Genomic DNA, 26,530 nt, shown 5'->3' with positions numbered 1-26,530 from the left:
CCCCACTCCTAACCAGGCAGAGCCAGCTCGAACCACACCGCCTTGCCGGTCTTTCCGCGCCTCGTCCCCCAGCGGCGCGCGGAACAGGCCACCAGCTGCAGCCCTCTGCCGCCCTCGTCGTCGGGTCCCGCCATACGTTCGGTGGGCGGATCCGGAAGCGGATCGGAGACTTCCACGAGCAGCCCGGGGTGGGCGGCGGGGCCGTCACCGTTGGGATGAGGGCGTTGCAACCGTACTCCGATGGGGCCCGATGTGTACTGCATGGAATTGGTGACCAGCTCGCTGACCAGCAGAACCGCCACCTCCCCCACGGCGTCGTCCAGCCCCCAGCCGCGCAGCGCCTCATGGACGGCGTGCCGCGCGGAGCGCACCGCGCCAGGCACAGCCGGAAAGGTCCACTCGGCGCAGTCGCCTTCGCCGTCGATCACGCCGACCACTTCCCAAGACCAGCAACGGAGGACGTCCTGTTTTACGGGGGTTAATCAGCACATACCCGATATTCAGGACGAACTACCGCCGCGATCGACACGTGGGGCGTACGGGTGTATGGCCGCGCGCACGAACAGTTGCACACACGGAGAGGGGCGCACGAGGCCACGGGTGCGCGCCGCAGAAACCCACACCGGCGGAGCTCGGCACCGCAGGGGCGCGCCGTCGGCGGGAACACGGACCGGCAGGCTTCGGCCGACGGGAGATGCGGCCCGGCAGCCGACAGACGCCCGTCGGCAGGGACACGGACCAGCGGACTCCCCCGCCGAACAAGGCGCCCTCCGACAGGCGCACGGACTGGCAGACGCACGGACCGACAGGCGCACGGATGCGCAGACGCACGGACCGACAGGCACACGGACCGGCGGGCACACGGCCCCGCAGACGCACGGACCCGCAGGCTCCACCCGACGCCCGTCGACAGGGCGGACCGCCGCCAGACCGGCCCGCCTCGGCTCAGCGGGGCACGCCGTCCGGCAGGCGGCGCATCGCCTCCGCGACCGCGGGCAGGTCCTGATCCAGCCAGTCGACCGTGCCGCTCTCGCCGGGCCCGATCCAGCGCAGCTCGTCATGGTCCTGGAGCGGCGCGGGCACCCCGGACACCAGACGGGCCGCCCACACCCGGAGCACGTACCCGGGCTTCAGCGGCCACTCACCCGGGATGCGCTCCAGCGGCTCCGTCTCCACACCGAGTTCCTCACGGAGTTCCCGCACGAGCGCTTGCTCGCCGCTCTCCCCCGGCTCCAGCTTCCCGCCCGGCAGCTCCCACCGGCCGGCCAGCTCGGGCGGGGCGCTGCGGCGGGCGGCCAGCAGGCGGCCCCCGTCGTAGACGGCTCCGGCCACCACCACCACGCGATCATTCATGAGCCGGAGCGTAACTCCCCGGGCCACTCCCCCGCGGACGCCGTACGAGCCCCGCGGACGCCGTACAAGTGCCCTACGGCCGGGCGCGCTGCCCGATGCGCTCCACCCAGTAGAGCTGCTTGTGGCCATGGGCATCGAGCTTGTCGGCGATCTTCTGGGCCTCGCTCTGCGTGGCATACCTGCCGACGCGGTAGCGATTGCCGTTGTCGTCCTCTCTTATCACCAGCCACGGGAGCTCGGCACCACTGTCGGTCATTGCGCCCCTCCCCAGCATTGCGCCCCTCCCTCGAACGGCGTGCACGTCTCTAAGGATCCCCAGGAAACCGCAGTACGCATATGCCGGACCCTACGCCTGACCTTTACTCAACGGATACGTAATTACACAAAGAGATACCGATCCGGCCACGAAAAAGGGGGCGCACCCAACTGGATGCGCCCCCTTAGGAGCGGGACATGACAAGCCATGACAGTCGACGAAGACCCGTCCGTCATGGCACCCGACCGGGCGGTGCTCCCCGCGTGCCGGTCACCGGACCGGAAGGTGGTAGGCGATCCGGAAGCGATCGGCCGGCACCACCACGTCCGCCGTCTCGACCGCGCGACCCGACGCGTAGTACGTACGCTCGATCACCATCACCACATGCCCCGGAACGCCACCGAGCGCCAGGAGCTCCTCCGCCAGCCCCGGGCGCGCACCGACCTGCTCGGCCACGTTGTCCACGACGATGTCGATCGCGGCCATCCGCTCGACCACCCCGCAGCCGCCCAGCGGCCCCTCCTCCGGCAGCATCACCGGTGTACGCCCCGTCACGGCGAGCGGCTCCCAGGAAGTGGAGAGCATCATCGGCTCCCCGGCCTCCCGGAAGGTGTATCTCGTACGCATCACCCGGTCGCCCGGTTCGATGCCGAGGCGCTCGGCGATCTCGCCGCTCGCATCCTCCTGCTCACTGCGGGACTCCCACGTTCCGCGCACCCCCTCCGCCGTCTGCTCCTGACGGAACGGACTGGCCCCGGCCCCGGACCGGTAGCCGGAGCGGGCGATCCGGCGCGGGACCGGGCGCTCGCGCACATACGTACCGGATCCGGAACGCCCCTCGACCAGGCCCTCGGCCATCAGCACCTTGCGCGCCTCCAGCGCGACGGTGTCCGAGACTCCGTACTCCTCGCGAATGCGCGCCTGCGAGGGCAGGCGCGTACGCGGCGGCAGCGAACCGTTGACGATCTTCTCTCTCAGATCGCTTGCAACACGCAGATAGGCGGGCTGCTCACCGAAAGCCACAGGCCACTCCCAACAGGTTGACAGTCTGCAACAGCCTGACAACCGTCGGTTGTTGTCCGCAAGTACAGGCCACAGTTTCACTCGAAGTGATGATTCGTCATGACCCCACGCATGGCCCGCGGCCGACCGACGCGAGGGCCGCGCCCCTCCTCCCCGAGCCCTCCCGCTCCCTCGCCTCCCCACCTCCTCGCACCCTTTGCCCCCTTGCCTCTTCGCTCCGGACCGGCGCTCCCCCTCCACCTGACGGGCCTGCCGCACTGCGGCCGGGGCTCGGCGGAGACACGGACGACGGCGAAAGATTGGCCGTTTCATATGATTCCCACAAGGGAACGTTGTGACGTGCTCTGCCATCGCCACTCGGCCACCACACGCCTGACATGCTGACGGGCATGGCCATGTATCTCTGTCCGCGGGACGGCACCCGTGCCCGAACCACCGCCCTCACCTGGTGCTGCCCGGTCTGCCGCGGCCCCTGGGACCTCGACTTCGAGATCGCCGGGCCGCTCTCGCTCAACGCCCTGCCCGGCCGGGTGAATTCGCTGTGGCGCTACGAAGAGGTGCTGCCGCTCGCCGCGCCCGCGACCACGCTCGGCGAGGGCCGCACCCCGCTCGTCCCGCTCACCGGCACGGTGTCGGCCAAGCTCGACTTCCTGATGCCGACGCTCTCCTTCAAGGACCGCGGCGCCGTGATGCTCGCCGAACTGGCCCGCCGCCTCTCGCCGGAGCGCGTCGTCGCGGACAGCAGCGGCAACGCGGGCACGGCCGTCGCCGCGTACTGCGCCCGGGCCTCGCTCCCCTGCACGGTCTACGTCCCCGAGGGCACGTCGCCGAAGAAGACCGAGCAGATCCGGGCCCACGGCGCCCGCCTGGAGATCGTCCCCGGCGACCGCGAGGCCACCGCGCTGGCCGCCCGGACCGCCGCCGACACCCCCGGCACCTTCTACGCCTCGCACGTCTACAACCCGTACTTCCTTCACGGCACGAAGACCTACGTGTACGAGATGTGGGAGGACCTCGGCGGCCGGCTCCCGGAGGCCATCGCCGTACCGGTCGGCAACGGCACCCTTCTTCTCGGCGCGGCCCTGGCCACCGCCGAGCTCCACGCCCAGGGGCTGATCGACCGGCGCCCGGCACTGATCGCCGTACAGGCCGAGGCCGTGTCACCGCTGGCCGCCGCCTTCCGCGCGGACGCGGACGAACTGCTCGACGCCCCGGCCGGTTCCGCCGCCCCCACTCTCGCCGAGGGCATCGCCATCCCCCGCCCGCCGCGCGCCCGAGCCGTCCTGGCCGCGGTACGGGAATCGGGCGGCACCTTCCTCACGGTGACCGAGGATCAGATCCGCACGGCACAGCTGGACCTGGCCGCCCGCGGGTTCTACGTGGAGACGACGGGCGTCGCCTGCTGGGCCGCGGTCGGCGGCTGGACGGACCGGAGCGTCGTCGTCCCCCTCTGCGGCGCGGGCCTCAAAACGGGCCTCGCCGGCTGAGGGCCGACCGGAAGCGGGCCGACCGGAAGCGGGCCGGTGAACGGCCGACCGGCCCGCCGGCCGTTCACCCGGGCGCCGCGCGCCGTACACCGCCGCTCGGTGCGCACCTCCATACCTTCGTACGGTGAGCCTCTCGCGCGTCTGTCTCCTCACGTCCCTGACGTCCCTGGTGGCGGGCGCCCTGATCGCGCCGCTGCCGTCCCTCTCCTACGCGGCCGCTCCCCGCCCGCCCACGTCCACCTCCTGCGGCCGGGACACCGACCCCGCCTGGGCGCCGACCTCCACCCGGTTCGGCGGGGCCGGCGGATACGCCGCCTATACCGGAAACGGATATCTGGCCCACCGCGTGCCCGCCACCGGCGCCGGATACGCCGCGCCGGGCGGGAAGACCGGCTGGCCGCTGTTCACCCCGCGCTACGACGGCGCCTTCGTCTCCGGCCTGTTCGGCCGCGACAAGGACCTCGCCGACGGCCGCGAGGTGATCGCCGCACTGCCGAGCTGGACGACCCTGGACGTACGCGTCGGCAAGGAGACCTTCGGCTCCGGCACGCCCCCGGGCCGGATCTCGCACTACCGTCAGACGGTGTTCCTGCGCTGCGGCCTGGTACGCACGTCACTGCGCTGGACCACGGCCGCCGGGCACGCGACCGACCTGGTGTACGAGGTGCTCACCGACCGGTCCGATGTGCACACCGGCGCCGTACGACTGCGCATGACACCGCACTGGAACGGAACGGCGACCGTCACCGGCCGCCTCGACCCCCGGGGCGCACGCCGGATCACGCTGAACGCCGACGGAACATTCCGCACGCGGGGCACCGGGACGGCGGGAGCGATCGTCCAGACACTGCGCACCGGCGGACCGGAACCGGCCCCCGGCACGGACCGGCCACGCGCCGCACGCCCGGCCCGCACCGCGCCCCACCTGCGCACCGCACCCCAGGTACGGGCCGGGCGCACGTACACCTTCGAGAAGTACGTCGGAGTCGACACCGCGCTCACCTCGTCCGCCCCGCGCACCACCGCCCGTGAGGCGTCCCGGCGCGCGGCCCGGCGCGGCTGGTCCGGAGTCCTCGCCGCGAACGCCGCCGCCTGGCGGCGGGCCTGGGCGGCCGACATCTCCGTACCGGGCAGTCCCGAGCTGCAGAAGTGGCTGCGGTCGGCGCAGTACGGCCTGCTCGCCTCCACCCGGACCGGGTCCCGCGACAGCATCGCCCCGACCGGGCTGACCAGCGACAACTACGCGGGCCTGGTGTTCTGGGACGCCGAGATCTGGATGTACCCGGGGCTGCTCGTCACCCGCCCGGAGCTGGCCCGTTCGGTCGTCGAGTACCGCTACCGCACGCGCGGCGCCGCCCGCGCCAACGCCCAGAAGCTGGGGTTCCGGGGCCTGTTCTACCCATGGACGAGCGCGAGCAAGGGCGACCTGCGGTCCGAGTGCCAGAGCTGGAACCCGCCGCACTGCCTCACCCAGAACCACCTCCAGGGCGATGTGTCACTGGCCGTCTGGCAGTACTACCTGGCGAGCGGGGACCGCGCGTGGCTGGCCGGGCGCGGGTGGCCGCTGCTCCGGGGGATCGCCGACTTCTGGGTCTCGCGGGCGACCGCGAACGGCGACGGCAGCTACTCGGTGAAGGACGTCGCGGGCCCCGACGAGTACAGCAACGGCGTCACCGACGGGGTCTTCACCAACGCGGTGGCGGCCACCGCCCTGCGCAACGCCACCCGGGCCGCACAACTGCTCGGCCGTCCGGCACCGGCCGCGTGGACACGGGTCGCGGACGGTCTGCGCATCCCGTACGACCCGAAGCGGAAACTCTTCCTCCAGTACGCGGGCTACAACGGCTCGACGATCAAACAGGCCGACGCGGTGCTGCTGATCTACCCGCTCGAATGGCCGATGGAGCCGGGCGCCAGGGCGGCCACGCTCGACTACTACGCCGAACACACCGATCCGGACGGCCCGGCGATGACGGACTCGGTCCATGCGATCGACGCGGCCGCGATCGGGGAGGCCGGCTGCGCCACGTACACCTATCTCCAGCGGGCCGTGCGCCCGTTCATGCGCGGCCCGTACGCCCTGTTCAGTGAGGCCCGGGGGGCGAAAGCGGGCGCGCAGGACCCGTTGTCGGGCTCCCCCGCCCAGGACTTCCTCACCGGGAAGGGCGGATTCCTCCAGGTGTTCACGCACGGTCTGACGGGCCTTCGGCTGCGGGAGGACGGGGTGCGCCTCGATCCGCTGCTGCCGCCGCAGCTGGGCGACGGCGTCACGCTGACGGGACTGCGCTACCGGGGCCGTACGTTCGACCTCGCGATCGGCCCCCTGACGACGACGGTCCGGTTGACCTCCGGTGCCCCGTTCACCGTCCACACCCCCACCGGCCCGCGCCTCCTCACCGGCGCACTCGCCCTCGCCACCCGCCGCCCCGACCTCGCCCTGACGACGAACGCCGCCCGCTGCCGCCCGGTGACGGCGACCTCCGAGACCCCCGGCCTGTACGCGGCCGCCGCCGTGGACGGCAGCGCGGCCACGGCCTGGTCCCCGGACGGCGCGACGGGCGCGCTGACGGTGGACCTGGGGCGCGCGGCCCCGGTGACCTCGATCGAGCCGGAGTGGACGGACGCCCGCTTCTCCTCGTACCGCCTGGAGACATCGGTGAACGGCACGGACTGGCAGCCGTACCGGTCGGGGGCGGTGGCGCGGCGGGTGCGCCTGACGGTCACTTCGGAGGACGCTCACAAGCCGGTGGGCGTACGGGAATTGAGGGTCGCGCAGCCTTGATCGCGGGCGCACCGCGCACCCGCCGCCCGGCCACCGGCCGTCCGAGGAGGATTCCGGCCAGGACGAGGGCCAGCCCGCAGAGCTGCCTGAGGGTGAGCGATTCACCGGCGATGGCGGTGCCGAGCAGTACGCCCGTCACCGGGTTGAGCAGGCCGACCAGGCCGACCGTGGCGGCGGGCAGGTGGCGCAGGCCCGCGAACCAGGCGGCGAAGGCGAGCGCGGTCGCCACCACGGTGACGTAGCCGAACCCGAGGACGGCCGGTCCGTCGAGTGCGGGCGGCGCGCCCTCCACGAGGACGGCGAGGGGCAGCAGCAGAAGCCCTCCCGCGATCAGTTGCCAGGCGGTCGAGGCGAGCACGTCGACCTCGGCGCCCCACCGCTTGGCCAGGACGTAGCCGAGGGACGACATGAGCATCGCGGCGACCGAGGCGAGCACGCCGCGCACCTCGACCGCCGCCGTCCCGGTGAGCAGCATGAGACACACCCCGCCGAGCCCGACGGCGGCACCGGCCAGCGGCAGCAGGCGCGGGCGCTCGGCGAGCAGCGCCCAGGCGATCAGCATCATCACCATCGGCGAGGCCGCCATGACCGTCGAGGCGGTGCTGGTCGGGAGCAGCTGAGCGGCTACGTAGACGAGGGCGAAGAACCCGCCCATGTTGAGGGCGCCGAGGACCAGGGACTTCCACCACCAGGGGCCGCGCGGCCGTTCCCGGCGTACGGCCAGGAGCAGCAGCCCGGCGGGCAGGGCCCTGATCGCGGCCCCATACAGGGGGTGGTCGGCGGGCAGATACGCGTGGGTGACGAAGTAGTTCGTGCCCCAGGCAACGGGTGCGATCGCCGTGATCAGGACCCATCGCAAAGTAGCTTCCATGGAAGCCATTATTCCTTCCACGGAAGCTAAAGTGAACCCATGCACCCCGACACCACCGGGCCCACCCCTGCGCCCGTTCCCTCACCGCTCGACCACATCGCCCGCATCCAGGCCGTGTGGGCCCGGGAACGACCGGATGTCGACGTGAGTCCTATGGGGGTGATCGGCCGGCTCCACCGCCTGGCCGGAATGCTCACGGAGCAGCTCTGTGTGGTCTACCGGCGGTTCGGCCTGAGCGAGGGCGAGTTCGATGTGCTGGCGGCGCTGCGCCGCGCGGGTGAGCCGTTCGAACGGGCCCCCGGGGAGCTGGCGTCGCACACCATGGTCACCACGGGGGCGATGACCAAGCGGATCGACCGTCTGGAACGAGACGGCCTCGTCACCCGCCGCCGCTCGGCCGGCGACGGCCGGGGCCGGGTGGTCGCACTCACCCCCGCGGGACGGGAACTGATCGACCGGGCCTTCGTCGAGCACATGCGCAACGAACGCCACCTCCTCGACGCCCTGTCGCCGGAGGAGGCGGCGCGACTGGAGGCGCTCCTGACCACGTGGCTCGGCCGCGTCGAACCGCCGCGCGCCGCCGGATGACCGGCCGGCCCCCCTGAACCCGGCGGCTCAGCCCTGCGGCTGGAAGTAGCGGGCCCCCTTCTCGATCAGGTGGGAGGCGTAGGCCCGCCCCAGGGCCGGCTTCCCCCGGTACATGCCCACGTAGCCCTGCGCACTGTCGACGACGACCGGCCGCGCGAAGCAGGCGAACTGGTTGCGCTGCTTCTCCTCGGCCCACGCCATGGCGGCCGGATCGATCCGGTCACTGACCAGCACGGGGAAGGACGCCACACCGGTCTGCATCCCGACGGGCAGGCCGCCCTTGTTCTTCTTGGCGTACGCGAGCACTTGAGTGGTGAACGTGTCGATCACCGGCACGGTGACCTCGGGCACGGCGGCGGCCACGGTGAACAGATGCAGATTGGTGGCCGCCCACCGCATCCGGAAGTCGGCCCGCCGCCCGACGAGGACCGGAACTCCGGCCCAGTCCTCCCAACGCGGGGCGCAGCCGTCCGCCGCCAGTCGGCTCTCGACCGAGGCCAGGTAGTTCCGTATCGAATCTTCGCTCATGGCCGCGATTGTCCACGGGCCGCCCGGGTTCACAAAGTTGCGGGGCGACCCGGTTCCGCAGCCGCGCGGAGCCCGGCACGGCTCCCCCGGAGGCGGGGGAGAGCCGAGGGCCCGGCACGGCTCCCCCACCTCCGGGACCGTCGTCGTGCCGTCGCCCCGGACGCACTCGTGCCAGGTGACGATGCTCCCGGCCGCGACCGCTTCGGGCACCGGCGGCGAGGCAGCCCTTCCGCGGTACCGGCACCCCGTGACCGGCGGCCGGAGACGGCGCCATCCGACCCCTTGTCACCCGGATCGATTCTGCCTACCTTCGTGGACCAGAACCTTGACTCAGCGGGCCTGCCGGTCTGACCGGCAGGCCTGCCGCCATAAGCGAATGCTCGACGAGACACGGAGGCGTCACATGCCCGTAGCCATGCTGGAACTCCCGAAGGTCGACGAATACCGCGACGCGGGACCGCTGGAACTCGATGACGAGGCGATCGTGTTCGAGGACGACGACCGCAGCGACCGCGAGCACACGGCGTGTCTCTCCGATCCCTGGGTCACCGCCACCACCCGCTTCTCCTGCGAGATGAACGCGTAGCGGTGGCCGAGTCCACCGCCGGCCGCAGCGGATGGTCCGACGACACCTGGTCGTACCTGAACGATCCGCGGATGCCGGCGGTGGACCACGGCTGGAAACTGCACGTATCGGCTCGCCCCGGCGATCTGGAGGACGTGACCGCTCTCGTCCTGACGGTGCTTCAACGGCATGTATGCCACGTGAAGTTCGCCAAGGACCCGGAGACGCTGCGCGCCATCAATTCCGGGGTGCCGAGCGCGGGCGCCGTCGGGAAGGCGGTCACGGTCTATCCCCTGCCCGCCGCCGTCGTCGAGATCGCCGGGGAGCTCGTCGCCGCGCTGCGCGGCCGGGAAGGTCCGCAGGTCGTCAGTGACCGGCGGGTCGATCCGCACTCCCCCGTCTACTACCGCTACGGGCCCTTCACGGGCGACTACCGGACCGGCCGGAGCGGGCGGCTGGAGTCGGTCATGACGGGACCGGACGGCCGGATCTTCGACGGACTGGCCGGCGGTTCGTACCGATGCCCGCCCTGGGCCGAGGACCCCTTCGCGACCGAACCCCGGCGCGTCACCGGGCCGCCGTCGCCCGGTTTCGGCGGCGGACGCTACGCGGTCACCGCCGGCATCGTGCGCAAACCGCAGGGGAACGTCTACCGCGCGGTCGACCGGTCCTGCGGACGGTCCGTGGTGGTCAAGCAGGCGAGGGCCTTCGTGGCCGAGGACGAGTCCGGTGCGGACACCCGGGACCGGCTGCGCAATGAACGCACGATCCTGGCCGCACTCGACTCCGTCGCAGGTGTGCCCCGCGGGCTGGACTACTTCCGGCATCACGTGGACGAGTACCTGGTGATGAGCAGTTGCGGCGATCGGGACCTGCGTCGGGATGTGCAGGAGAACGGTCCCTACCGGGACGACGACGCCCGGCCGTCGCGCGCTCTGTCCTCTCTCGCCACCCGGCTCCTGCGCATAGTGGACGAGATCCACGGCCGAGGCGTGGTCGTCCGCGATCTCAAGCCCAACAACGTGGTCCTCGACGGCACGGGCCGGTGCCACGTGATCGACTTCGGCATCAGCGAGCTGGACGGCGCCGGGCCGAGGGGAGCGACCCCCGGCTACAGCGCGCCGGTTCTGCGCGCATCCGGACCGGCCGCACCCGCCGACGACTACTACGCGCTGGGCGCGACCCTGTTCTTCGCCGCCACCGGCCTGGACCCGGTGATCGTCGACGCCGACGCCGGGGTGAACCGGGATCGGACCCTCGACGGCCTGGCGTGGGCGCTGCCCGGCGATGCCCACCGGGAGATCCGGTCGTCGATCACCAGCCTGATGAGCTTCGACGCGGCCGTGCGAACCGCCGGCGCCGACCGGCTCCGCACCCGGGTGCCCGGCGCACCCGGAACACTTCGGCGGCCTCGGCGACACCGCCTCGACGACGGCCTGCTCCAGGAGATCATCGAGCACACGACCGCGTTCTGTGTCGACGAGGCGCGCAGGATCGTGGACCCGGAGCTCGCCGCCCGCCTGAACGTCCCGACGCCGATCGATGTCTACGGCGGAAGCTCGGGGCTCGGACTCGAACTTCTCCGCCATACGCACCGGCCCCGGGTGCGGGAGACCGTCGATGCGCTGGCGCGGTGGACGGCGGAACAGTCCAGGAGCGTGTCGCCGGGCTTCTACTCGGGCCGCACCGGCGTCGAGCTCTTCCTCGCGGAGGCGGGTGCGGCAGCGGCGGACGGGCAGCCCGGCCACCCCGTCCTGCCACCCCGGACGCCGGACGGCGGACCGCCGGAAGCGGACCTGATCGAGGGCGCCGCCGGAATCGGCGTCGGCCGGCTGCTGCTTGCCCGGCACGCCCTCGAAGCGGGAAACCGCCACGCCGCCGACCGGCACCTCGCCATCGCCGCCGCGTGCGACCGGATGTGGGCGTCCGGCGCCGCCCGGCTGACGCCCACGGGCTCCGACACGATCGGCGGCGCCGCACTGCGTGAGGGGCTCGCGCACGGCGAGGCGGGTATCGCGTACTTCCTTCTCGAATACGGCAGTGCGACGGGGGATCCCGCCGCGATCACCAGGTCCGGGGAGGCATGCGCGCGCCTCGCCGCCGTCACACCGGGCATCATCGCGGCGGCGACCGAGCCGCGAGCGACACGCCGCTACGGCTCTTGGTGCCGTGGCCTCGCCGGAATCGGGGCCGTACTCGTCCGGGCCGCCGACCGCCTCGGCGAACCCGAGTACCTCGTCCTCGCGGAACGGGCCGCACGCACCTGCGCCGCACTGGCACCACGCATGCCGCTGGCCACGCAGTGCTGCGGGCTGTCGGGAGCCGGCGACCTGATGGTGGACGTCGCACTGGCGTCCGACTCCGAGGAGTTCTGGCACGCCGCCGAGACCGTCGCCATGATCATCCTGAGCCGCAGCGGCGGCACCCGGTCCCGTCCCGCGTTCCCCAACAGCGAACTGACCGGATCGAGCGCCACTTGGGCCGGCGGCTCCGCCGGGGTGCTCGCCTTCCTCAGACGACTCCACGACCGCGGCGGACGGCGGCTCGGCCTCATCGACTGACCGCTCCCGAGGCGGCCGCGGCCCGACAACAGACGACCGGCCCCGCGACGCCCGAAGCCCACGCACCGGAGCCCCTGTCGCACCGAAGCCCCGTGCCGGCAGACACCGCGCGCGGAGCCCAACGTGCCGAAGCCGCTCCCGTACCGGAAGACACCCTGCGCGGAGCCCCCATCGCCCCGACGCCCGCTCGCTGCTCCCAGGCAGCGAGGTCTGCTACTCCAGCCGAGGCACTGCTTCACCCTGGCCCGGTTCGGCACGCACGCGGACGCCGAGAACCTCGCCTCCTACCTCGGCGCCCTCTTCCACCACGACGCCACCTACGCCGCCCGCTCCACCCAGCCCGACCGCCTCCGGGACCAGTGGTCCATCTCCGCCCCGGCCGACCAACGCCGCTGGATCGACGAGCGCTGCGACTTCATGAACGACTGGGCCCCGCCCGTGATCCTGTCATTCTCGATCGCTATGTACCGATCGCGGTCGACCCCGGTCACTCCGAGAAACGGACGGGAAACAACGGAGAACGAAAGAGGCAACGGGCAACACCGCCGAACCCCGATTCTCCAGGCGCGCGTCGTGCCAGACTCACTTTCGGATGCGGAACGAAACGGCGCCGTCACAGCAGGTGTTCGCCGCCGGGTTTCGTATCGACCGGTGATCGTCGGATGGCGACTCCCGTGAGGGCAGACGGCTCTCGCGGTCACTGTTCAAGGGGAGGTTGATGATGAGCACGACTTTACGCTTTGGCCCGGAACTTCGCCGTTTACGAGTAGAAGCGGGGCTGACTCTGACTGAGTTCTCCGTGGCACTCAACTACGACAAAGGACACATAAGCAAGGTTGAGCGCGGGGAGCGTTCCGCGTCCCCCGAACTAGCCCGGCGGTGCGACGCCTTCCTCGGCGCAGATGGCGAGCTGCAGCGCCTGGTCACCCGTCCCGAGACGGACTCGGACTCGGGCACCGCCGAATCCCCCGCCGGTCCGAGCCGTTGGCTCGTCGGGCGCCGGGCGGTCCTCTCGGCGGGGACGGGAGCGCTGATCGACCTCGGCCTGAAACTCGGCAGTCAGGCGCTGTCCTCCACCGACGACCCCCTCCTGCCCTCTTTCCGCATGCAGTTCGACCAGCTGCGGAAGCTCGGTCAGTCCACCGCACCCAAGGTCCTGCTGCCCCTGCTGGAGACGCAGACCCGCATGATCGCCGGGCTGGCCACCGACGCCAGGTCCGCGTCTCGGGCCCCTGCACTCCTGCTCGCCTCGCGGTTCGCGGAGTTCACCGGCTGGATGGCCCAGGAGGCCGGGGACAGCGACGCGGCACTCGGCTGGACGGGCGAGGCCGCCGAACTGGCGCGCGCCGGGGGTGACCCGTACCTCGGTTCCTACGCACTGGTGCGACGCGCCCTGGTCACAATGTACGGCGGGGACGCCGCCGGCACCGTCGCCCTGGCCCGCCGCGCCCAGAGCAGCGAACTCCCGCCACGCATCCGGGGACTCGCGGCCCAGCGGGAGGCCCAGGGGCACGCGCTCGTCGGAAACGAAGTCGACTGCCTCCGCAGCCTCGACAGGGCGCGGGAACTGCTCGCCAGCGACGACGCCCGCAATGGCGCTGAGCCCGTGATCGGCACCTCCCATGTGAGCGATCCGGCGGCGATGTCAACCGGCTGGTGCCTGCACGACCTCGGCCGCCCCAAGGCCGCCGCCGAGGTACTCGACCGGGAGTACCGACGCCTCCCGCCGCACGCGCTGCGTACCCGCGCCCGATACGGCTTCCGCCGGTCCTTGGCCCATGCCGCCTCCGGGGAGGTCGAGCACGCGTGCGGAATCGCCGAGGATCTCCTGGGAGTGATGCCGGCCGTGCCCTCGGCGACGGTGAACAGCGACGTCCGGCGTCTCGCACGGGAACTCTCCCGGTTCCGGAGCAGCCGCGCCGTACGTGATCTGCAGCCCGCGCTGGCACGCGTACTCGCCCCCGCGCACGACTGACAGCCGCTCCACGGCCGACACAGACTCGAGCCGCCCGGCTCGCCGGACTACCCGGTCCCTCCGGCCCTCCGGATCCCACGATCCCCGGCGAAACCCTCTGATCACCGCTCGACGCGTGGCATCGCGCCCCCGGCTTCTTCGGGCTGGCCGCAACCAGTGACGCCTCAGGCGGCGCCCCTCCATCCGCACACCCTCCCGTGGATGCGCCATGCCGTCCACACGGTCGGGACCTCATGGCCCGGGCCGACCGGAGCCCCGGTCCACACCCCCGTGCTCGTTCACCCCGTCTTCCTTTCACGAAGGGAACCTTCATGCCCGACGTCTTCGTCAACTACCGCACAGGCGACGAGGAATCCGCAGCGACCATGATCGCTCGGGAACTCGCCCGTCGGTTCGGCGACGAGCGGATCTTCTTCGCCAGCAACTCGATCGAGCCTGGACGCCGTTTCCCGGTGGAACTGGTCAGGGCGGTGGAGGAGTGCGAGGCTCTCCTCGCCGTGATCGGCCCGCGCTGGGCGGAGGTGCGGGGGGCCGACGGCCGCCCCGCCCTCGAAGCCGAGCAGGACTGGACCCGTCGCGAGATCCAGACCGCGCTCGACCGCGGGGTCCTGGTGATCCCCGTGCTCGTCGGAAAGGCCACGAGGATCGACCGCTCCGTCCTTCCGGACGATCTGCTGGAGCTGGCGGACTGCCAGTACAGGCGGTTCGACCACCGCAACGCCGAATCGGACCTGACGGCGCTCGGCGACACCCTCGCCCGGCTCCTGCCCGAGCTGGGTGCGGTGGACCGCGACGCCCATGCGGCGCGGGAGCGGACGGAGGCGAAGTCCCGCAAGAAGTCGGCCAAGGATGCCAGGCACACCAGGATGCGGACGCGCGACGTCGAACAGCGCGTGCGCGGCATCGGAATCCTCAACGGAGGTCTGTCCGGCACCTTCGTCAACGAACCGCAGGGGCCCGTGAACACCGGTGGGGGGCACCAGTACAACGCTCCCCACTTCGAGGGCGACAACACCGGGGTCCAGTTCACCGCGGGCGACAACAGCGGTACGGTCCACCAACGCTTCGAGCGCGAGCGTCGGCGCTCGGACGACGGACGATGACCGAGCAGGACCGCGTCACCGTCAACGATCCGCGTGGCCCGGTGAACAATGGCGTAGGGCCCCAGTACGTCTTCTACGGTGGCGCGGATTGGATGATCCGCAAAGGGGTCGAGTCCCTCCGGATCGTCCGAGAGGACCGGGTGCGCCTGGCCGACCGGTTCGTTCGGCCGGTGGGCTATCGCATCGCCGCCCGCTGCCTGGAGAAGCCCGGATCGGTGGTGCTGCTGGAGGCTGCGCCCGGCAGCGGCCGGCGCGCCGCAGCGATCATGCTGCTGCACGAGCTCGGTGAGGACGCAGGCGCTGAAGAGGAGCAGGAGGAGGACCGGTTCGAGGAGCTTCCCGCCACGGACAAGGACGAGCCCACTCTCGCCCCCGGCGAGGGGGACCGCTTCCTCCTCGACCTCTCCGGGATCGCCGACGAGGAGGCGTATGCCAAGGCCCAGCGCCTCCTGGTCGTGCGCCGGTCACAGGTCCAGGAGGCGGGGGCCCACATGGTGGTCGTCCTGCCGTCGGGCATGGAGCACGCCCGCGCGCCGGAGCTCGAACCGCACACGGTGGCGCTGGGGCGCCCCCGGGGGATCGCCGTCGTCACCCGGTACCTCCGCATGGACCGGATGGCCTTCCGCCCCGCGGACCTGGGGAGCGCCGACCTCCAGCACTTGTGCGACCGCTCCCCCATGCGGGAACTGGCGCGGCTCGCGGGGCTGGTGAGGGCCGCTCGCGACAGCGGCCGGTTCGGCGTCGACTTCGCGGGATGGCTCGACCAAGCGATGCACGCGGTGACCGACCGTGCCGGTGAGGTGGGCCGGCAGGTGGCCACGGTCCGCACCGCGCCCGAGCGGGCCCTGCTGCTTGCGGCGGCAGTGTTCGAGGAGGCCCGCGCCGACACCGTCTACGAGGCGTGGCACGGCTTGATGAGGACGGTGAGGCACGAGGAAGAGACGACAACCGAGCTCGCACGGACGGATTTCGGGGAGCGATTGGCGACGCTCGGGATCGAGCGGGACCTGGAAGGGCGGCTCCACTTCGGACGGCTGGCCTACGCCGACGCGGTACGGACGTACTTCTGGGCGAACTTCCCCGGGACGCGCGACGACCTCAGGAATTGGATCGGCCATGCCGCCGGGCTCCGCGGTCTGACCACCGACGACCGGGTGACCGTCGTCGTCCGCTTCGGCGAGCGGTCCCTGGCCGTCGGGCGGCCCGACCACCTCTTCGACCTTGTGGTCCGCTGGGCGGACCACGCGACCGGGGCGTCCTGCGACCCACGAGCCGTGGCGGCCCTCGAGCTCGGTCTCAGCCACGAGAGGTTCGGGGCATGGTTCCGCAGACGGATGTACGAGTGCGCGAGGTCCGGCCCCTTGTCGGACGGTCTCGTTCGCGTTCTGACCGCTGCCTGCCTCCAGAGCCTCGGCGCGACGCACCCGGATCAGGCGATGGTGCGGCTCCATTACCTCGCCGTACGGAAGGGGGAGGCGGCACGCGGGGCCCGGGAAGTACTTCTCGACCTCGCCGGCCGCGACCGTCGGCCCTACCGGCTACTGATCGACCGCCTGCGGGACCGGACGCGTCGGGAGCCGCGCGGGGCAGATCCCCATCTCCAGCTGCTCGCTGAACTGTTGAGGAGCGACCGGGCACCGGAGCCGCCGCCGTGGCCGGACCTGTTCCTGGGCTGGGAGACGGTTTTCTCCCAGCCGCCGACGGAGCTCTGGAACCCGCTGGTGAGCAGTTGGCTGAACGCCGCGGCGGGCGACAGTACGCGGGAGATGGCGCTGGGCGTGATGGTCGGGGCGACACACGGCCGCACAGCCGCTCTGCACCGCCTCTACGCCATCGCCTGCGACTGGGCGGGGCCCAGGCACCACCCGTCCCGGGCGGCCGTCGCCGCCCTCTTCTGGCAGCACATCGACAACGCGCAGTACGTCCGCACGGAGAGTGCGAAGCGTGCAGGCGCCGGACCACGGACCACGGAAGAGGCGCGATGAAACACCGCTTTCCCAGCCTGCTGTTCGTCGCTCTCTGCGGCCTCGCACCGGCTGTGCTCGGAAACCTCCTGCACTGGTCGGCGTGGCTGTGGGGCTTCATGTCCATGGTCACATCCTCGGGCTCCCTGCTGCTCGTGATGACGGTCCTCAGCGGTGGCCGCGCGTCGGCCGATCCGTACGAGCCCGAGGAAGCTGAGCCGCCCGCGGCGCCGACGGAACAGCCGTACCAGGAGACTCGGGTGGTCGACGCGGCGCTGCCGAGCGCAACGGACGGCTACGACTTCCTCTTCTCCGCCACCGTGTGGTGGAGGCCGGTCCCCGACCACGCCGACTGGTCCGACGGCGCCTCCCCAGCCCTCGCCGTTTCCTCGGTCGTCAGCCGGGCCCTGCAGGTCGTCCGCCACGAGGAGCCCGGCCGGGCGAGCTTCGCACGGTATCTCCTGGAAGGGGAGCTGGGCGCCCCGCTCCCGGACCGGAGCGGACGGGTGATGGCCCTGGCGGCCGATGTGACACTGACCCTCACCCCCGCCGACCGCGAGCGCCTGCGCAAATTGAACGACTTTCGCAAGGACGAGGAGCTCTGGGAGTACGAGCGTCAGCACGAGCGCAACAAGCGGGGCTACCTCGGTGACGACGTGCTCAAGAGCACGGGCAGCGCCGTGGTGTGGTGGCTGGCCCGTCACGAGGACGACATCGAGAAGGCAGTCGACATGATCGGTCCGCTCGCCCAGATCTCCGCGGCGGCCAAGAACGAGGAGGTGCCCGAGATCTTCCGGCACCTGCTCGTCCCGCCCGTGGACGCGCGGACCGAAGCAACCGTCGGAGGCCCGCTGTGGGACGGACACGCCCAGGGAGGAGGGACGTTCGACCGCGAGGAGGAAGTGGGGGTTTCGGATCGGCTGCTCCTGCTGCTGACGGCGGTGGGCCTGAAGCCGGACATGGATGAGTACACGGTGTTCGTGCACCGTGTGGTGCGGAGCCTGGAGGCGGCCGGGCTGGACGAGGCCGCCGAGGAGATCAGGCGGACCCTCCTCCCGGCGCCCGACGAGGGGCCGGGGGGTGAGCCTCCGAGCGAGGGCGACACCACCGGACCCTGGTCGCCCCGCTCCCCAGCCCCCGAGGGCCCGCCGTTCACCGACACGGCCGCGGACCCGGATGCCGACGCGGACCCGTTCACGCCGGGGTCCGCGGAGAGCGGCGCAGGCGAACGGAGCCAAGACCGGCAGGAGACGAGCGAGGACGACATGGCGCCTCCCTACTTCTGGGACACCTCGCACAGCCCGCACCGGCCCGCCGCACCTCGCGCACAGGACGAGGACGACGAGGACAGGAGCTGATCCGGTAGACGGTCGGTCCTCCGAGGCTCCCCCTTCACCGCACACCGCGGCGGGGGAGCCTTTCCTGTCCCGGCACCTGGGCACGAGGAGACTCAGGACCGCCAACGCTGCACAACAGCGCCGGTAAGCGACCGAGGCCTCACCGACTCCCGTGCCTCACCTGACATCCGCTACTCACAGCGGCCAGGCGGTCAGCAAATCGCCGGGGCCGTAGGTGGCGTCGAGCCCCGGACAGTCGACTCCACTACGCGAAACCGCCACGACTGGAACAGGTTCGTCGGTGAGGGCAGCCCGGTGCCGATGCAGAGCGGCCAAGTCATGCCGGTCGAAGGGCGACTGCTCCAGCCACTTGATGGAGCCGACGAAGAACAGCTCCTTGGCGATGGGGGCGCGGTCGGCCCCGACGATATCGATCTCGATGTCGTTGGTGCGGGTCCAGTAGCCGCCCACTGCGGGGGCCGCGGGCAGCCGGTCGTCGGGCAGTATCCGCGCCAGGGCCTCACGGACAAGAGGCTCGACGGCCCGACCACGCCAGCTGGTCCAGTTCTCCCGGATGCGCGCCAAGGTCAGATCGCCCCGCCCCCGCTCGATCTCCTCCATCGACGGGCCGAGCAGGTGCAGCCAGAACCGCAGGTACGGATCTGTCACCCGGTAGCGGCGGTCCTTCGACGGGCGCAGCGATACAGGCAGCTCTCCGGCGACGATCCGTTTGTCCGTAAGCAGCTCCAGAGCTCGCTGCAGCGGCGTGGCCCCGATCCCGCCGGCTGCACGGGCGATATTGGTGAAGGTCCGCTCGCCACTCCCGATGGCCGTCAGCACCTTGCGCGCCTGTACCTGCGGGGGGAATTCGGCGGCCAGCGAACGCTCGGCCGACACCAGCAGGGCCGAGACCGGATCGCTCAGCGCCTCGCCGAGGAAGTCCCACAGCCCTGCGCCGCGCGGCCACTCTGCGCAGATCAGCGGCAGCCCGCCGGTGACCAGTGCGGCGTCGAAGGCTTCCGCCGGATCCAGCCCAAGCATCTGCCCCACCTCGGCGGGGCTGAGCGGTCCCAGCACCATCTCCCGGCCGCGCTGATGGAAGGGGCGTCCGTAGTTGTTCAGTGCCTCCATCATCGACAGATCGGAGCCGATGAGGACCAGCAGCACCGGCTTGGTCTCCAGCCCCCGGTCCCAGGCCCGTTGCAGCATCCCTTCAAAGGCGCCGTCGGTATCCATCAGGTACGGCACTTCGTCGATGATCAGAACGCTCGCCCGGTCGGCAGGCAGCGCCGCGGCCAGCACATCGAACGCGGCATCCCAGTTCTCCGGCCGCGCGGCGGCCACCAGCCCCGCCAACGGCAGCGTCGACACTTGGGCGTCCCTGGCCAGCCGTGCCAGATCATCCCTGGGGGATGCACCAGTCGCAGCGAAGAACAGGAAAGGGGCTCCGGAGCGCTCCGCAAACCGCTCGACCAGCCGCGACTTGCCCACCCGGCGCCGCCCACGCAACATCACGCACCGACCGGGCCGCTCCCCGCCGATCCCTGCCGCCACCTTCTGCAGCTCTCGCTCCAACGTCGCCAGCTCCTGGCGACGTCCTACAAAATCCACCACGTCTCGTCGACCTCCACCCGTGAGACTAACAACAATGTTAGCAACATTGTTGTTAGTAATTGCCTTCGCGACCCCCGGCAGGCGTGTCGACTGAGCCTTAAAACGTGGTGGCAGTCTGCGCACCGGTGTGCACTCAGGGTTGTCGTTTCGAGCAGACCGCGCGCGTGCGCATCGTGTACAGGCAGGCCACACCGGGGGCGCTGTACCGACAGAACCGGCACCCGCGCACGGAATGATCGAGGTCGCAACCTGGATCAGGAACGTCCACTACCCCTCAAGCCCTACCCCGCCCATCGGAATGGCAGGCCTCATGAAGAGCATCGATCACCCTTACTTCGGGCACCTTGAGGTTCCGCCGGTGGACGAGACGGAAGCCATCTGGGAAGGCACAGCCGCGCTGGGAAGCAGTGAGGTCGAAGTCCGGCTGTGGGCCGAACCCAGCTCCGGGCTGGATGCTGGAGAACTGGATGCGTTCGCGACGCACCTGGCCCACCTGCCGGCCCTGGACACCGCGGCTCGCGCGGCGATCCGCAAGAACCTGCAGCAGGATCGCTACTTCATCGACCACCACGCCGACGAACTCGACGACATCGAAGTGATCAAGCGCCTCACCCGGGAAGCAAACGGCGAAGCGATCAGCGTCGACGCGTTCACTGCAGCCATGCACCCCGTTCAGATCGGGCTGTGGCACCTGATCGGCGAGGACGAGGCCCGGATCGTCATGGACTACACGATCGACGCTGCGACCAGTGACGAACTCCTTGCCGTCAAGATGTCCCGCAACGGGACCGTGGCATCCGTCGACTGGGAAAGCTGACGGCGTCAGCCCCGCCTCGGTGGTGACAACCCGGCAGCGCCGAACGGGGCACGGCACATCGATCCTGGGCGCTGCACTGACAGAGCTGGAGAGCGACCCTTTCGGCTTCAACACCACGGCACTTGTATCCCGGCCTGAGCGCCGCCGCCTACGAGTCGGCGACTATCGCGTCTTCTACACCATCGACAACGGGGAACTAGTGGCGTGGGTCGTACACGTCGGACACCGCTCCACGGTCTACGACACGTAGCCGCTTCAGGTTCTGCGGACTACTGCGGACAGCGCAACGGCCCGACCTGCCTTCTCGCAGGTCAGGCCGTTATTCACGTCCACTCAGACGTTGAAGCGGAAAGTCTGAAGCCAGATCCTGACCTGCGGCGGAGCCCCTTCCAGGGCCCTGAACTGGGATTTTCTGGTTGGTATGCGTTGGCTCCCGACGGCCGTTTACGAGTGTCCCGCGGACTGGCTGCGGACTGGCCGGGCGTGCGGAGGCCGAGAAATCCATGGCGCACCGGCCGGACCTGCAACGAGACTGCGCAGGTGAGCGACCGCTACCCCTGTCCCTGCTGCGGGCACCGCGTGCTCGACGCCATGCCCGGCTTCTACGAGATCTGCCCTGTCTGCTTCTGGGAGGACGACGGGGTCCAGTTCCGCTGGCCGACCATGGACGGCGGAGCGAACAAGGTCTCCCTGATCGAGGCCCAACGGAACTACCAGGACTTCGGTGCCTGCGACCAGCACGGCCGGCAGTACGTCCGCCCGCCGGCCGCGGACGAGCCGCCCGACCCCGCCTGGCGCCCCATCCACCTGACGCGCGACTCCTTCGAGGACTGGGCAGCCGAGGACCGCGCCCCGTGGCCCGAGGACCTCTCGGTGCTCTGCTGGTGGCTCCCCACTTTCTGGCGCCAGGACCACTCCGCGTCATGACCTCTCACATCGAGACACTCGTCCAGCAGCTCGACGGCAAGGTTGACGAGTCCTACGACGCCCGCGCGGAGCTGATCTGGATCGGCGCCGACGCCATCCCCGCGGTCATCAACGGCCTGCCCTCCCTCGGCGGCTTCGGCCACCTGACCGCCATCGAGGTCTTCGAGGAGGTGGGCGATCCCCGTTGCGGCCCCGCTCTCATCGGCCTGCTGGACAGCGACAACCCGACCGTCCGCGAATGGGCGGCCATGGCCCTGGCGAGCCTGGAAATCGACGGCGCCATCGGGCCCCTGCGCCGCGCGTATCGCGCCTGCCTGGAACGGGCGACCCCACCGGACTGGACCGAGCCGGGCGGCATCCGCTGGGCCCTGACCGAACTCGGCGCACGCACCCCCGTCGTCCCGCCGCTCACCGCGCGCCTACGACCCACCACTGCGGACAACGCCCCCGGCTGGCCTTCAGCCCACTTCACCGAGATCATCAACGACCTGGCCGACCACACCCAGGTGATCCTCTACTCCCAGTTCTGGCGCGTTGACGCCGGCCGCACGTACGGCATCTCCGGCACTGGCCTGGACAGGGAACTCGACTGGACCGCGCCCTGGGAACACCTGGTCGAAGAGTCCCGCGCCCGGTCCCTACTGGAAGCCTCCGAAGCTCCCGCCGGCGACAACATCTTCGTCGCCCCTACCTGGATCGACCGTACCGACCTGTACCCGGAGAGGTGAGCGATGCCGTCCCAGCACCCCGAGGAGATCGGCTACGGCTACGTCATCGAGCGCTACGCGGCAAGGAAGGACTCAGGCCACGCGCGCTACCTCGTCCTGAAAAGTGGTCGATTCCTGCGGCCCGAGTGGCCTCACGCCGAACGTTTCGCCCATCACCTCATCGACGACTCGGCCACGATCACCGATGCCGAGCTGGAAGCCCTCCTCGGCTGCGAGTGGCGCTCACGCCTCACCGCCGCCTGGCTGATCGGCGTAGGCCGACGCGCCACGTTCCGCGAACGCAGCGGCGACCTGCTCCTGGCCAGCGAGTTCTGCTTCTCCGGCAGCGCCTACTGCTTCGCCCTGGCCCGCTTCGGCACCCACGCGGACGCCGAGATCCTCACCGCCTACCTCGACCACTACCTCCCCCGCACCGACCTCCGCTACGACCAGCCCGCCGCCCTCGGCGCCCTCCTCCGCCTCGACGCCCAGCTCGGCACCCACCACGCCGACCGCTCACCCAGCCCGGCGGCCTCTGGGACCAATGGGTCAACGCCCTGGCCCACCTCCGCGACCACCCCGCATACACCCCCGCCGAGCAGCGCCGCTCGACGGACCTCCAGTGCGACTTCGCCGACGGCTGGTCCCGCCCGTAGCCAGAGCGGGTGAGAGTGAGCAGGGCTTGCCGGCCGACACTCAGACGCCGCCAGCGGGCTTCGATCTCCCAGTGGCGCTGAGCGAAACTTGGCGGTCAGGAATCACAGGGCCGAGCTGGACGGGTCCACGCCCGACGGGTAGGCAAGCAGACAAAGCCTCTGGTGAAGCCGGATTGCTTGATCGAAAACCCATCTACCAGAAGCTTCACCTAACTGTCATTCCAGCCCGATGCACTGGAAGGCATTCACTCTCAGTCGGCAATCCACCGACGCAGAGAATTAAACACCGAGTCGCTATCCAATTCATGCCCTCGATCAAGGCTCTTTAGCATCGCCGTGGAGTTCGTCAGGCGGTCGGGATAATAGAGCTCGGGCGCCAGGCATGCAGGACAGTCACTTAGCAGGCAGAACGGCGAGAGTGGGATCGTCTCCCCCTGCTGGGTAAGCATGTAGAGGCTATCATCAACCAGAGGGCGAGCGTTCTCAAAACCAATTGGCTCAAAGTCCGGGTGATCACCCATCAAAGCCAACCCTGAGATCTTATACCTGCCCGAATCCGGGAGCCAATGCAGCCTATCCATATGCACCCATTTGGCCCGAGCAAGAAAAGCGCACCAGGAGAGACTACTGAGCATCAGCGTTTCGATCTGCTCTAGACTCCTCTCAAATTCGGCGCGTGTCCGCGGCCCAGCCCCATGACGGATCTTGTTTCTCATGCGCAGCAACTCATCTAGATCCGCCATCAATCCCTTCCCTCCCTTCTTTCGCTGGGTTCCTTCTGCTAGCCCTGCCGCCTCATCCCCATTCTCCCTAGCATCCGCACCCACTGCCCGGATTACCCCCACCCAGTGACCCAGCGAGACGCCGCCTTTTTCGACCCCTTCGCTCCACTGGGAGATCGCGCCCAAATCCTGGCGGCCACGGTCAGCCGCGATCGCGAGGGAAACAATACCCAATGACAAAATTAGCGACTCAACACACTGAATCGCCGCCTCATGCTTTTCGGCCAGCGAAAGGCTGTGCCTGAATTTCCGGACAGCCCGGGCAATTCCATATGGGTACGCCTCTTGAAAGACCCTATACGGCTCGTTTTGCTTGCGCAGATTTTGCGCGATGAGCGAGCTGAGGTCCGCTGCTTCTTCCAACCTGATCCTCCGCTCGCTACTGCTGCCACTGTCAAAGATTCTTGTTCGAGAGAGCTGAAGTTCACGCCGGATTTTTTCCGCCTGCTCCAGCCCCTCGCCTAGCCTAGCAATAGACGCTCGAATTTCATCGACATCCCCGTCGCACTTCGGGATTCGAATTTCTGCCAAATCCCTCCACTTGATGCGCGGAATCACGCCATAGCGAGGGAATTGATTCTCCGCCTGCGGGCTGGCCAAGTAGGCCATCAGATACTCCGCTGGGACGGCTTCACGGCTTAGCCTTATTACAAGGAGTCCCTGCCCTGCCTGTACGCCCTCATACTCGGACGGAAGTGCTGTCCAGTACCGATTCCCAGCAAGGTCACGGCCGACAATGTCACCCTCGCGAAGCCTATACTTCGGTTCCCTTTCGACAGTCCGCAAGGGGAGACTGGAGACTGGAGGAAGAGAGGAATCGAGGTGAGAGGGCGGCAGAACCCTGTGCCGCACATCAACTTCAGGGTCCTTCCTCTCTTTGTCAATCTCTGCCGAGATGACCGATCCTGCGAAGATCTGAGAGAAATCCCCTAGCCGCAGCCCCTCTTGTGTCAACTTCCTCGCCTCGTGCACCTGCCTGTAGCGCCCGAGTGAAAGATCGTAGCCCTGCGCTGCAATCTCACTCTTAACAACACAAAAGCTCTGCTCATTTCGTCCGCGCTTTCGCTCGCCATTGCTCCTTTGGGACCAGCGATACAGCAAGTCAGGCAGGTTATTCTTGGCGTGCTCTACTTCATCCAGAGGTTTAGCAGGCGAGTGGCCAAGCTTTTCGCTGGGCAGCAACGGCGTCCTCCTGTCGTCCAGACTCCACCCGTCAGCCGTCACCTCATAAAACCAGACGCTATCTTTCACCTCACTGCTCGATTTGGTAAAGAAGAGCGCAGCAGCAGAAATTCCAGCGTAGGGCTTAAATGCGCCGCTAGGGAATTTCACTACTGCTTCTAGCTTGTGCTCCTCCACCAAGAACCGCCGCAACTCCACGTGAGCCCTGGTGGAGCCGAACAACAGCCCCTCGGGAACAATGACCGCAGCGCGGCCTCCCTGCTTCAGCAACTTCGACGTCAGGGCGAGAAATAGGAGCTCCACCTTCTTCGTCTTGGTCAATTCAAGGAGCTCGGGAGCGACCCCATCCTGTTCCAAGCTCCCAGCAAACGGAGGATTGGTCAGCACTAGCGAATAGCTCTCGGAGTCATCTGCCAGTCCATCAGCGAGCACGTCCCGGTAGCGGATCTCCGGGCCTTCTACACCGTGGAAAAACATGTTCATGGAGCCAATGCGCAACATGGTTCGATCGAAGTCGAAGCCTTTGAATGCGGCACCATTTTTCGGCCTGTCTTGACGCGAACGATCGACATGTTCGGCAGCGGCTACCAAGAATCCCGCCGTGCCGCAGGCCGGATCACAGATTTCGTCACGCTCGGACGGATTCGTCATCTCAATGAGCAGCTGAACGATATGCCGAGGCGTACGAAATTGTCCGTAACGTCCAACGGTGGCAACCTTGCTAAGCATGTACTCGTAAAGATCCCCTCTAGCGTTTTTTTCACCTGAAGGGATTTCGCAGAGTATGTCGACGACCTTGGCCAGCAGGCTGGGTGTCGGGATAGTCAGCCGCGCGCCTGCCATGAGCTCCGGATAGCCGAACGCGTCCGGTAGATGGCTGCGCAGCCAAAGGAACACCTCATCACGGACAATAGCCAACATATTCTGAGGTGCTTCGGTGATGAAGTGAGACCAGCGCAGCCGCCGATCGGACTCCGCGAAGACGAGGTTGCCGATGGCCTGGCCGGTCCTCGCTGCCTCCCGTTCCTGAGCAGACTGCAGTTCATCGAGCTCCCTGATGTACATCAGGTACGTAAGCTGCTCGATGATCTCCAGTGGGTTCGACACGCCCCCAGACCAGAAGGCATCCCACAGTCGGTCGATCTTGCTCTTGAGGTCACCTGAGATCACGTATCGGAGGCTAGCGGGTACCCGTCTTGCTTCGCTCACGGATTCGATGACTGGCTGCGCCCCGACGCTCCTAAAGCTGGGAGGCTTCAGACGTCTTGGCCACCCAGCTGCTCGGGAGCGTCGTCTCGGCCGAGCCTGCGCACCGTCGGTCGCAGCCAGCGAAGGCAAGAAGTGCGACGCCTGGACGGCTGGCAGGCATCGTGATTCTCACGATGCCTGCCCCCCGGCCCGGGGGAACACCGCTACCGTGTTAAAGTTGTGTCGGTGAGCGCTGGGGGTGGG

The 26,530-nt window shown here is 69.3% G+C and carries 21 protein-coding genes and 1 pseudogene; 14 read left to right on the top strand and 8 right to left on the bottom strand.

Going from position 1 to position 26,530, the window contains the following annotated elements; all coding sequences use genetic code 11:
• Positions 1-8: 8 nt before the first annotated feature.
• From ACFVT1_RS11100 to ACFVT1_RS11085, 4 genes are all read right to left on the bottom strand, one after another.
• Positions 9-437: an ATP-binding protein gene (locus ACFVT1_RS11100; protein WP_389794238.1), complete on the bottom strand. Its 429-nt coding sequence runs from the start codon at positions 435-437 to the stop codon at positions 9-11.
• 508 nt (positions 438-945) lie between these two features.
• Entirely contained in the window at positions 946-1,353 is a 408-nt protein-coding gene (locus tag ACFVT1_RS11095) for a (deoxy)nucleoside triphosphate pyrophosphohydrolase (protein WP_389794237.1), read from the bottom strand.
• A 73-nt stretch (positions 1,354-1,426) separates the two neighbouring features.
• Positions 1,427-1,609 (bottom strand): SPOR domain-containing protein, encoded by a 183-nt coding sequence (locus ACFVT1_RS11090; protein WP_389794236.1) that lies wholly within the window; start codon positions 1,607-1,609, stop codon positions 1,427-1,429.
• 270 nt (positions 1,610-1,879) lie between these two features.
• On the bottom strand, positions 1,880-2,632 hold the full coding sequence (locus ACFVT1_RS11085; protein WP_389794235.1) for a GntR family transcriptional regulator: 753 nt from the start codon (positions 2,630-2,632) through the stop codon (positions 1,880-1,882).
• A gap of 389 nt (positions 2,633-3,021) precedes the next feature.
• Between ACFVT1_RS11085 and ACFVT1_RS11080 the strand changes: the two genes are divergently transcribed.
• Both ACFVT1_RS11080 and ACFVT1_RS11075 read left to right on the top strand, forming a co-directional pair.
• Positions 3,022-4,119, top strand: coding sequence for a threonine synthase (locus tag ACFVT1_RS11080; RefSeq protein ID WP_389794234.1), 1,098 nt, complete (start codon positions 3,022-3,024; stop codon positions 4,117-4,119).
• 124 nt (positions 4,120-4,243) lie between these two features.
• Complete coding sequence (locus tag ACFVT1_RS11075) at positions 4,244-6,901, top strand: discoidin domain-containing protein (RefSeq protein WP_389794233.1); 2,658 nt, start codon at positions 4,244-4,246, stop codon at positions 6,899-6,901.
• On the opposite strand, the gene ACFVT1_RS11070 is transcribed toward ACFVT1_RS11075, so the two are convergent.
• Positions 6,840-7,772: a DMT family transporter gene (locus ACFVT1_RS11070; protein ID WP_389794232.1), complete on the bottom strand. Its 933-nt coding sequence runs from the start codon at positions 7,770-7,772 to the stop codon at positions 6,840-6,842. The two genes, ACFVT1_RS11075 and ACFVT1_RS11070, sit on opposite strands and share 62 nt — an antisense overlap.
• Positions 7,773-7,811: 39 nt before the next feature.
• Between ACFVT1_RS11070 and ACFVT1_RS11065 the strand changes: the two genes are divergently transcribed.
• On the top strand, positions 7,812-8,360 hold the full coding sequence (locus tag ACFVT1_RS11065; protein ID WP_389794231.1) for a MarR family winged helix-turn-helix transcriptional regulator: 549 nt from the start codon (positions 7,812-7,814) through the stop codon (positions 8,358-8,360).
• 27 nt (positions 8,361-8,387) lie between these two features.
• On the opposite strand, the gene ACFVT1_RS11060 is transcribed toward ACFVT1_RS11065, so the two are convergent.
• Positions 8,388-8,888 carry a levansucrase gene (locus ACFVT1_RS11060; RefSeq protein ID WP_389794230.1) on the bottom strand — a complete coding sequence of 167 codons (501 nt, stop codon included), beginning with the start codon at positions 8,886-8,888 and terminating at the stop codon, positions 8,388-8,390.
• Between the two features lie 403 nt (positions 8,889-9,291).
• Between ACFVT1_RS11060 and ACFVT1_RS11055 the strand changes: the two genes are divergently transcribed.
• The 6 genes from ACFVT1_RS11055 (at position 9,292) to ACFVT1_RS11030 (ending at position 18,414) form a co-directional block, all read left to right on the top strand.
• The gene (locus tag ACFVT1_RS11055; protein WP_389794229.1) at positions 9,292-9,474 is read left to right on the top strand and encodes an SflA family class IV lanthipeptide; all 183 of its coding nucleotides are present in this window, start codon (positions 9,292-9,294) and stop codon (positions 9,472-9,474) included.
• A gap of 2 nt (positions 9,475-9,476) precedes the next feature.
• On the top strand, positions 9,477-12,014 hold the full coding sequence (gene lanL / locus ACFVT1_RS11050) for a class IV lanthionine synthetase LanL (protein WP_389794228.1): 2,538 nt from the start codon (positions 9,477-9,479) through the stop codon (positions 12,012-12,014).
• 718 nt (positions 12,015-12,732) lie between these two features.
• Positions 12,733-13,989, top strand: coding sequence for a helix-turn-helix domain-containing protein (locus ACFVT1_RS11045; protein ID WP_389794227.1), 1,257 nt, complete (start codon positions 12,733-12,735; stop codon positions 13,987-13,989).
• A gap of 311 nt (positions 13,990-14,300) precedes the next feature.
• On the top strand, positions 14,301-15,092 hold the full coding sequence (locus tag ACFVT1_RS11040) for a toll/interleukin-1 receptor domain-containing protein (protein ID WP_389794226.1): 792 nt from the start codon (positions 14,301-14,303) through the stop codon (positions 15,090-15,092).
• On the top strand, positions 15,089-17,077 hold the full coding sequence (locus tag ACFVT1_RS11035; protein WP_389794225.1) for a hypothetical protein: 1,989 nt from the start codon (positions 15,089-15,091) through the stop codon (positions 17,075-17,077). Before ACFVT1_RS11040 ends, ACFVT1_RS11035 begins: the two co-directional genes overlap by 4 nt.
• Positions 17,074-18,414, top strand: a complete 1,341-nt coding sequence (locus ACFVT1_RS11030; RefSeq protein ID WP_389794224.1) for a hypothetical protein — start codon at positions 17,074-17,076, stop codon at positions 18,412-18,414. The genes ACFVT1_RS11035 and ACFVT1_RS11030 overlap by 4 nt, the downstream gene beginning before the upstream one ends.
• Positions 18,415-18,588: 174 nt before the next feature.
• Here the strand turns inward: ACFVT1_RS11030 and ACFVT1_RS11025 are convergent, their stop codons facing one another.
• A complete protein-coding gene (locus ACFVT1_RS11025; RefSeq protein WP_389794223.1) occupies positions 18,589-20,007 on the bottom strand; it encodes an ATP-binding protein in 1,419 nt (472 codons plus the stop codon).
• A 310-nt stretch (positions 20,008-20,317) separates the two neighbouring features.
• Between ACFVT1_RS11025 and ACFVT1_RS11020 the strand changes: the two genes are divergently transcribed.
• The 5 genes and pseudogenes from ACFVT1_RS11020 to ACFVT1_RS11000 all read left to right on the top strand — a co-directional run bounded on the left by ACFVT1_RS11020 (position 20,318) and on the right by ACFVT1_RS11000 (position 23,127).
• On the top strand, positions 20,318-20,824 hold the full coding sequence (locus tag ACFVT1_RS11020) for a DUF2004 domain-containing protein (RefSeq protein WP_389794222.1): 507 nt from the start codon (positions 20,318-20,320) through the stop codon (positions 20,822-20,824).
• 70 nt (positions 20,825-20,894) lie between these two features.
• Positions 20,895-21,074 (top strand): annotated as a pseudogene (locus ACFVT1_RS11015) (type II toxin-antitoxin system RelE/ParE family toxin); the annotation flags it as partial.
• A 290-nt stretch (positions 21,075-21,364) separates the two neighbouring features.
• Positions 21,365-21,751, top strand: coding sequence for a CPCC family cysteine-rich protein (locus ACFVT1_RS11010; protein WP_389794221.1), 387 nt, complete (start codon positions 21,365-21,367; stop codon positions 21,749-21,751).
• The gene (locus ACFVT1_RS11005) at positions 21,748-22,479 is read left to right on the top strand and encodes a HEAT repeat domain-containing protein (RefSeq protein ID WP_389794220.1); all 732 of its coding nucleotides are present in this window, start codon (positions 21,748-21,750) and stop codon (positions 22,477-22,479) included. Before ACFVT1_RS11010 ends, ACFVT1_RS11005 begins: the two co-directional genes overlap by 4 nt.
• A 3-nt stretch (positions 22,480-22,482) precedes the next feature.
• Positions 22,483-23,127 (top strand): DUF6000 family protein, encoded by a 645-nt coding sequence (locus ACFVT1_RS11000; RefSeq protein ID WP_389794219.1) that lies wholly within the window; start codon positions 22,483-22,485, stop codon positions 23,125-23,127.
• Between the two features lie 238 nt (positions 23,128-23,365).
• On the opposite strand, the gene ACFVT1_RS10995 is transcribed toward ACFVT1_RS11000, so the two are convergent.
• Positions 23,366-26,248 carry an N-6 DNA methylase gene (locus ACFVT1_RS10995; RefSeq protein ID WP_389794218.1) on the bottom strand — a complete coding sequence of 961 codons (2,883 nt, stop codon included), beginning with the start codon at positions 26,246-26,248 and terminating at the stop codon, positions 23,366-23,368.
• Positions 26,249-26,530: the final 282 nt, after the last annotated feature.

This window comes from Streptomyces sp. NPDC057963, assembly GCF_042887155.1.
Lineage (GTDB): Bacteria > Actinomycetota > Actinomycetes > Streptomycetales > Streptomycetaceae > Streptomyces.
Note: the sequence above shows the minus strand (reverse complement) of the source record. Positions and strands in the feature narration are given on the sequence as shown.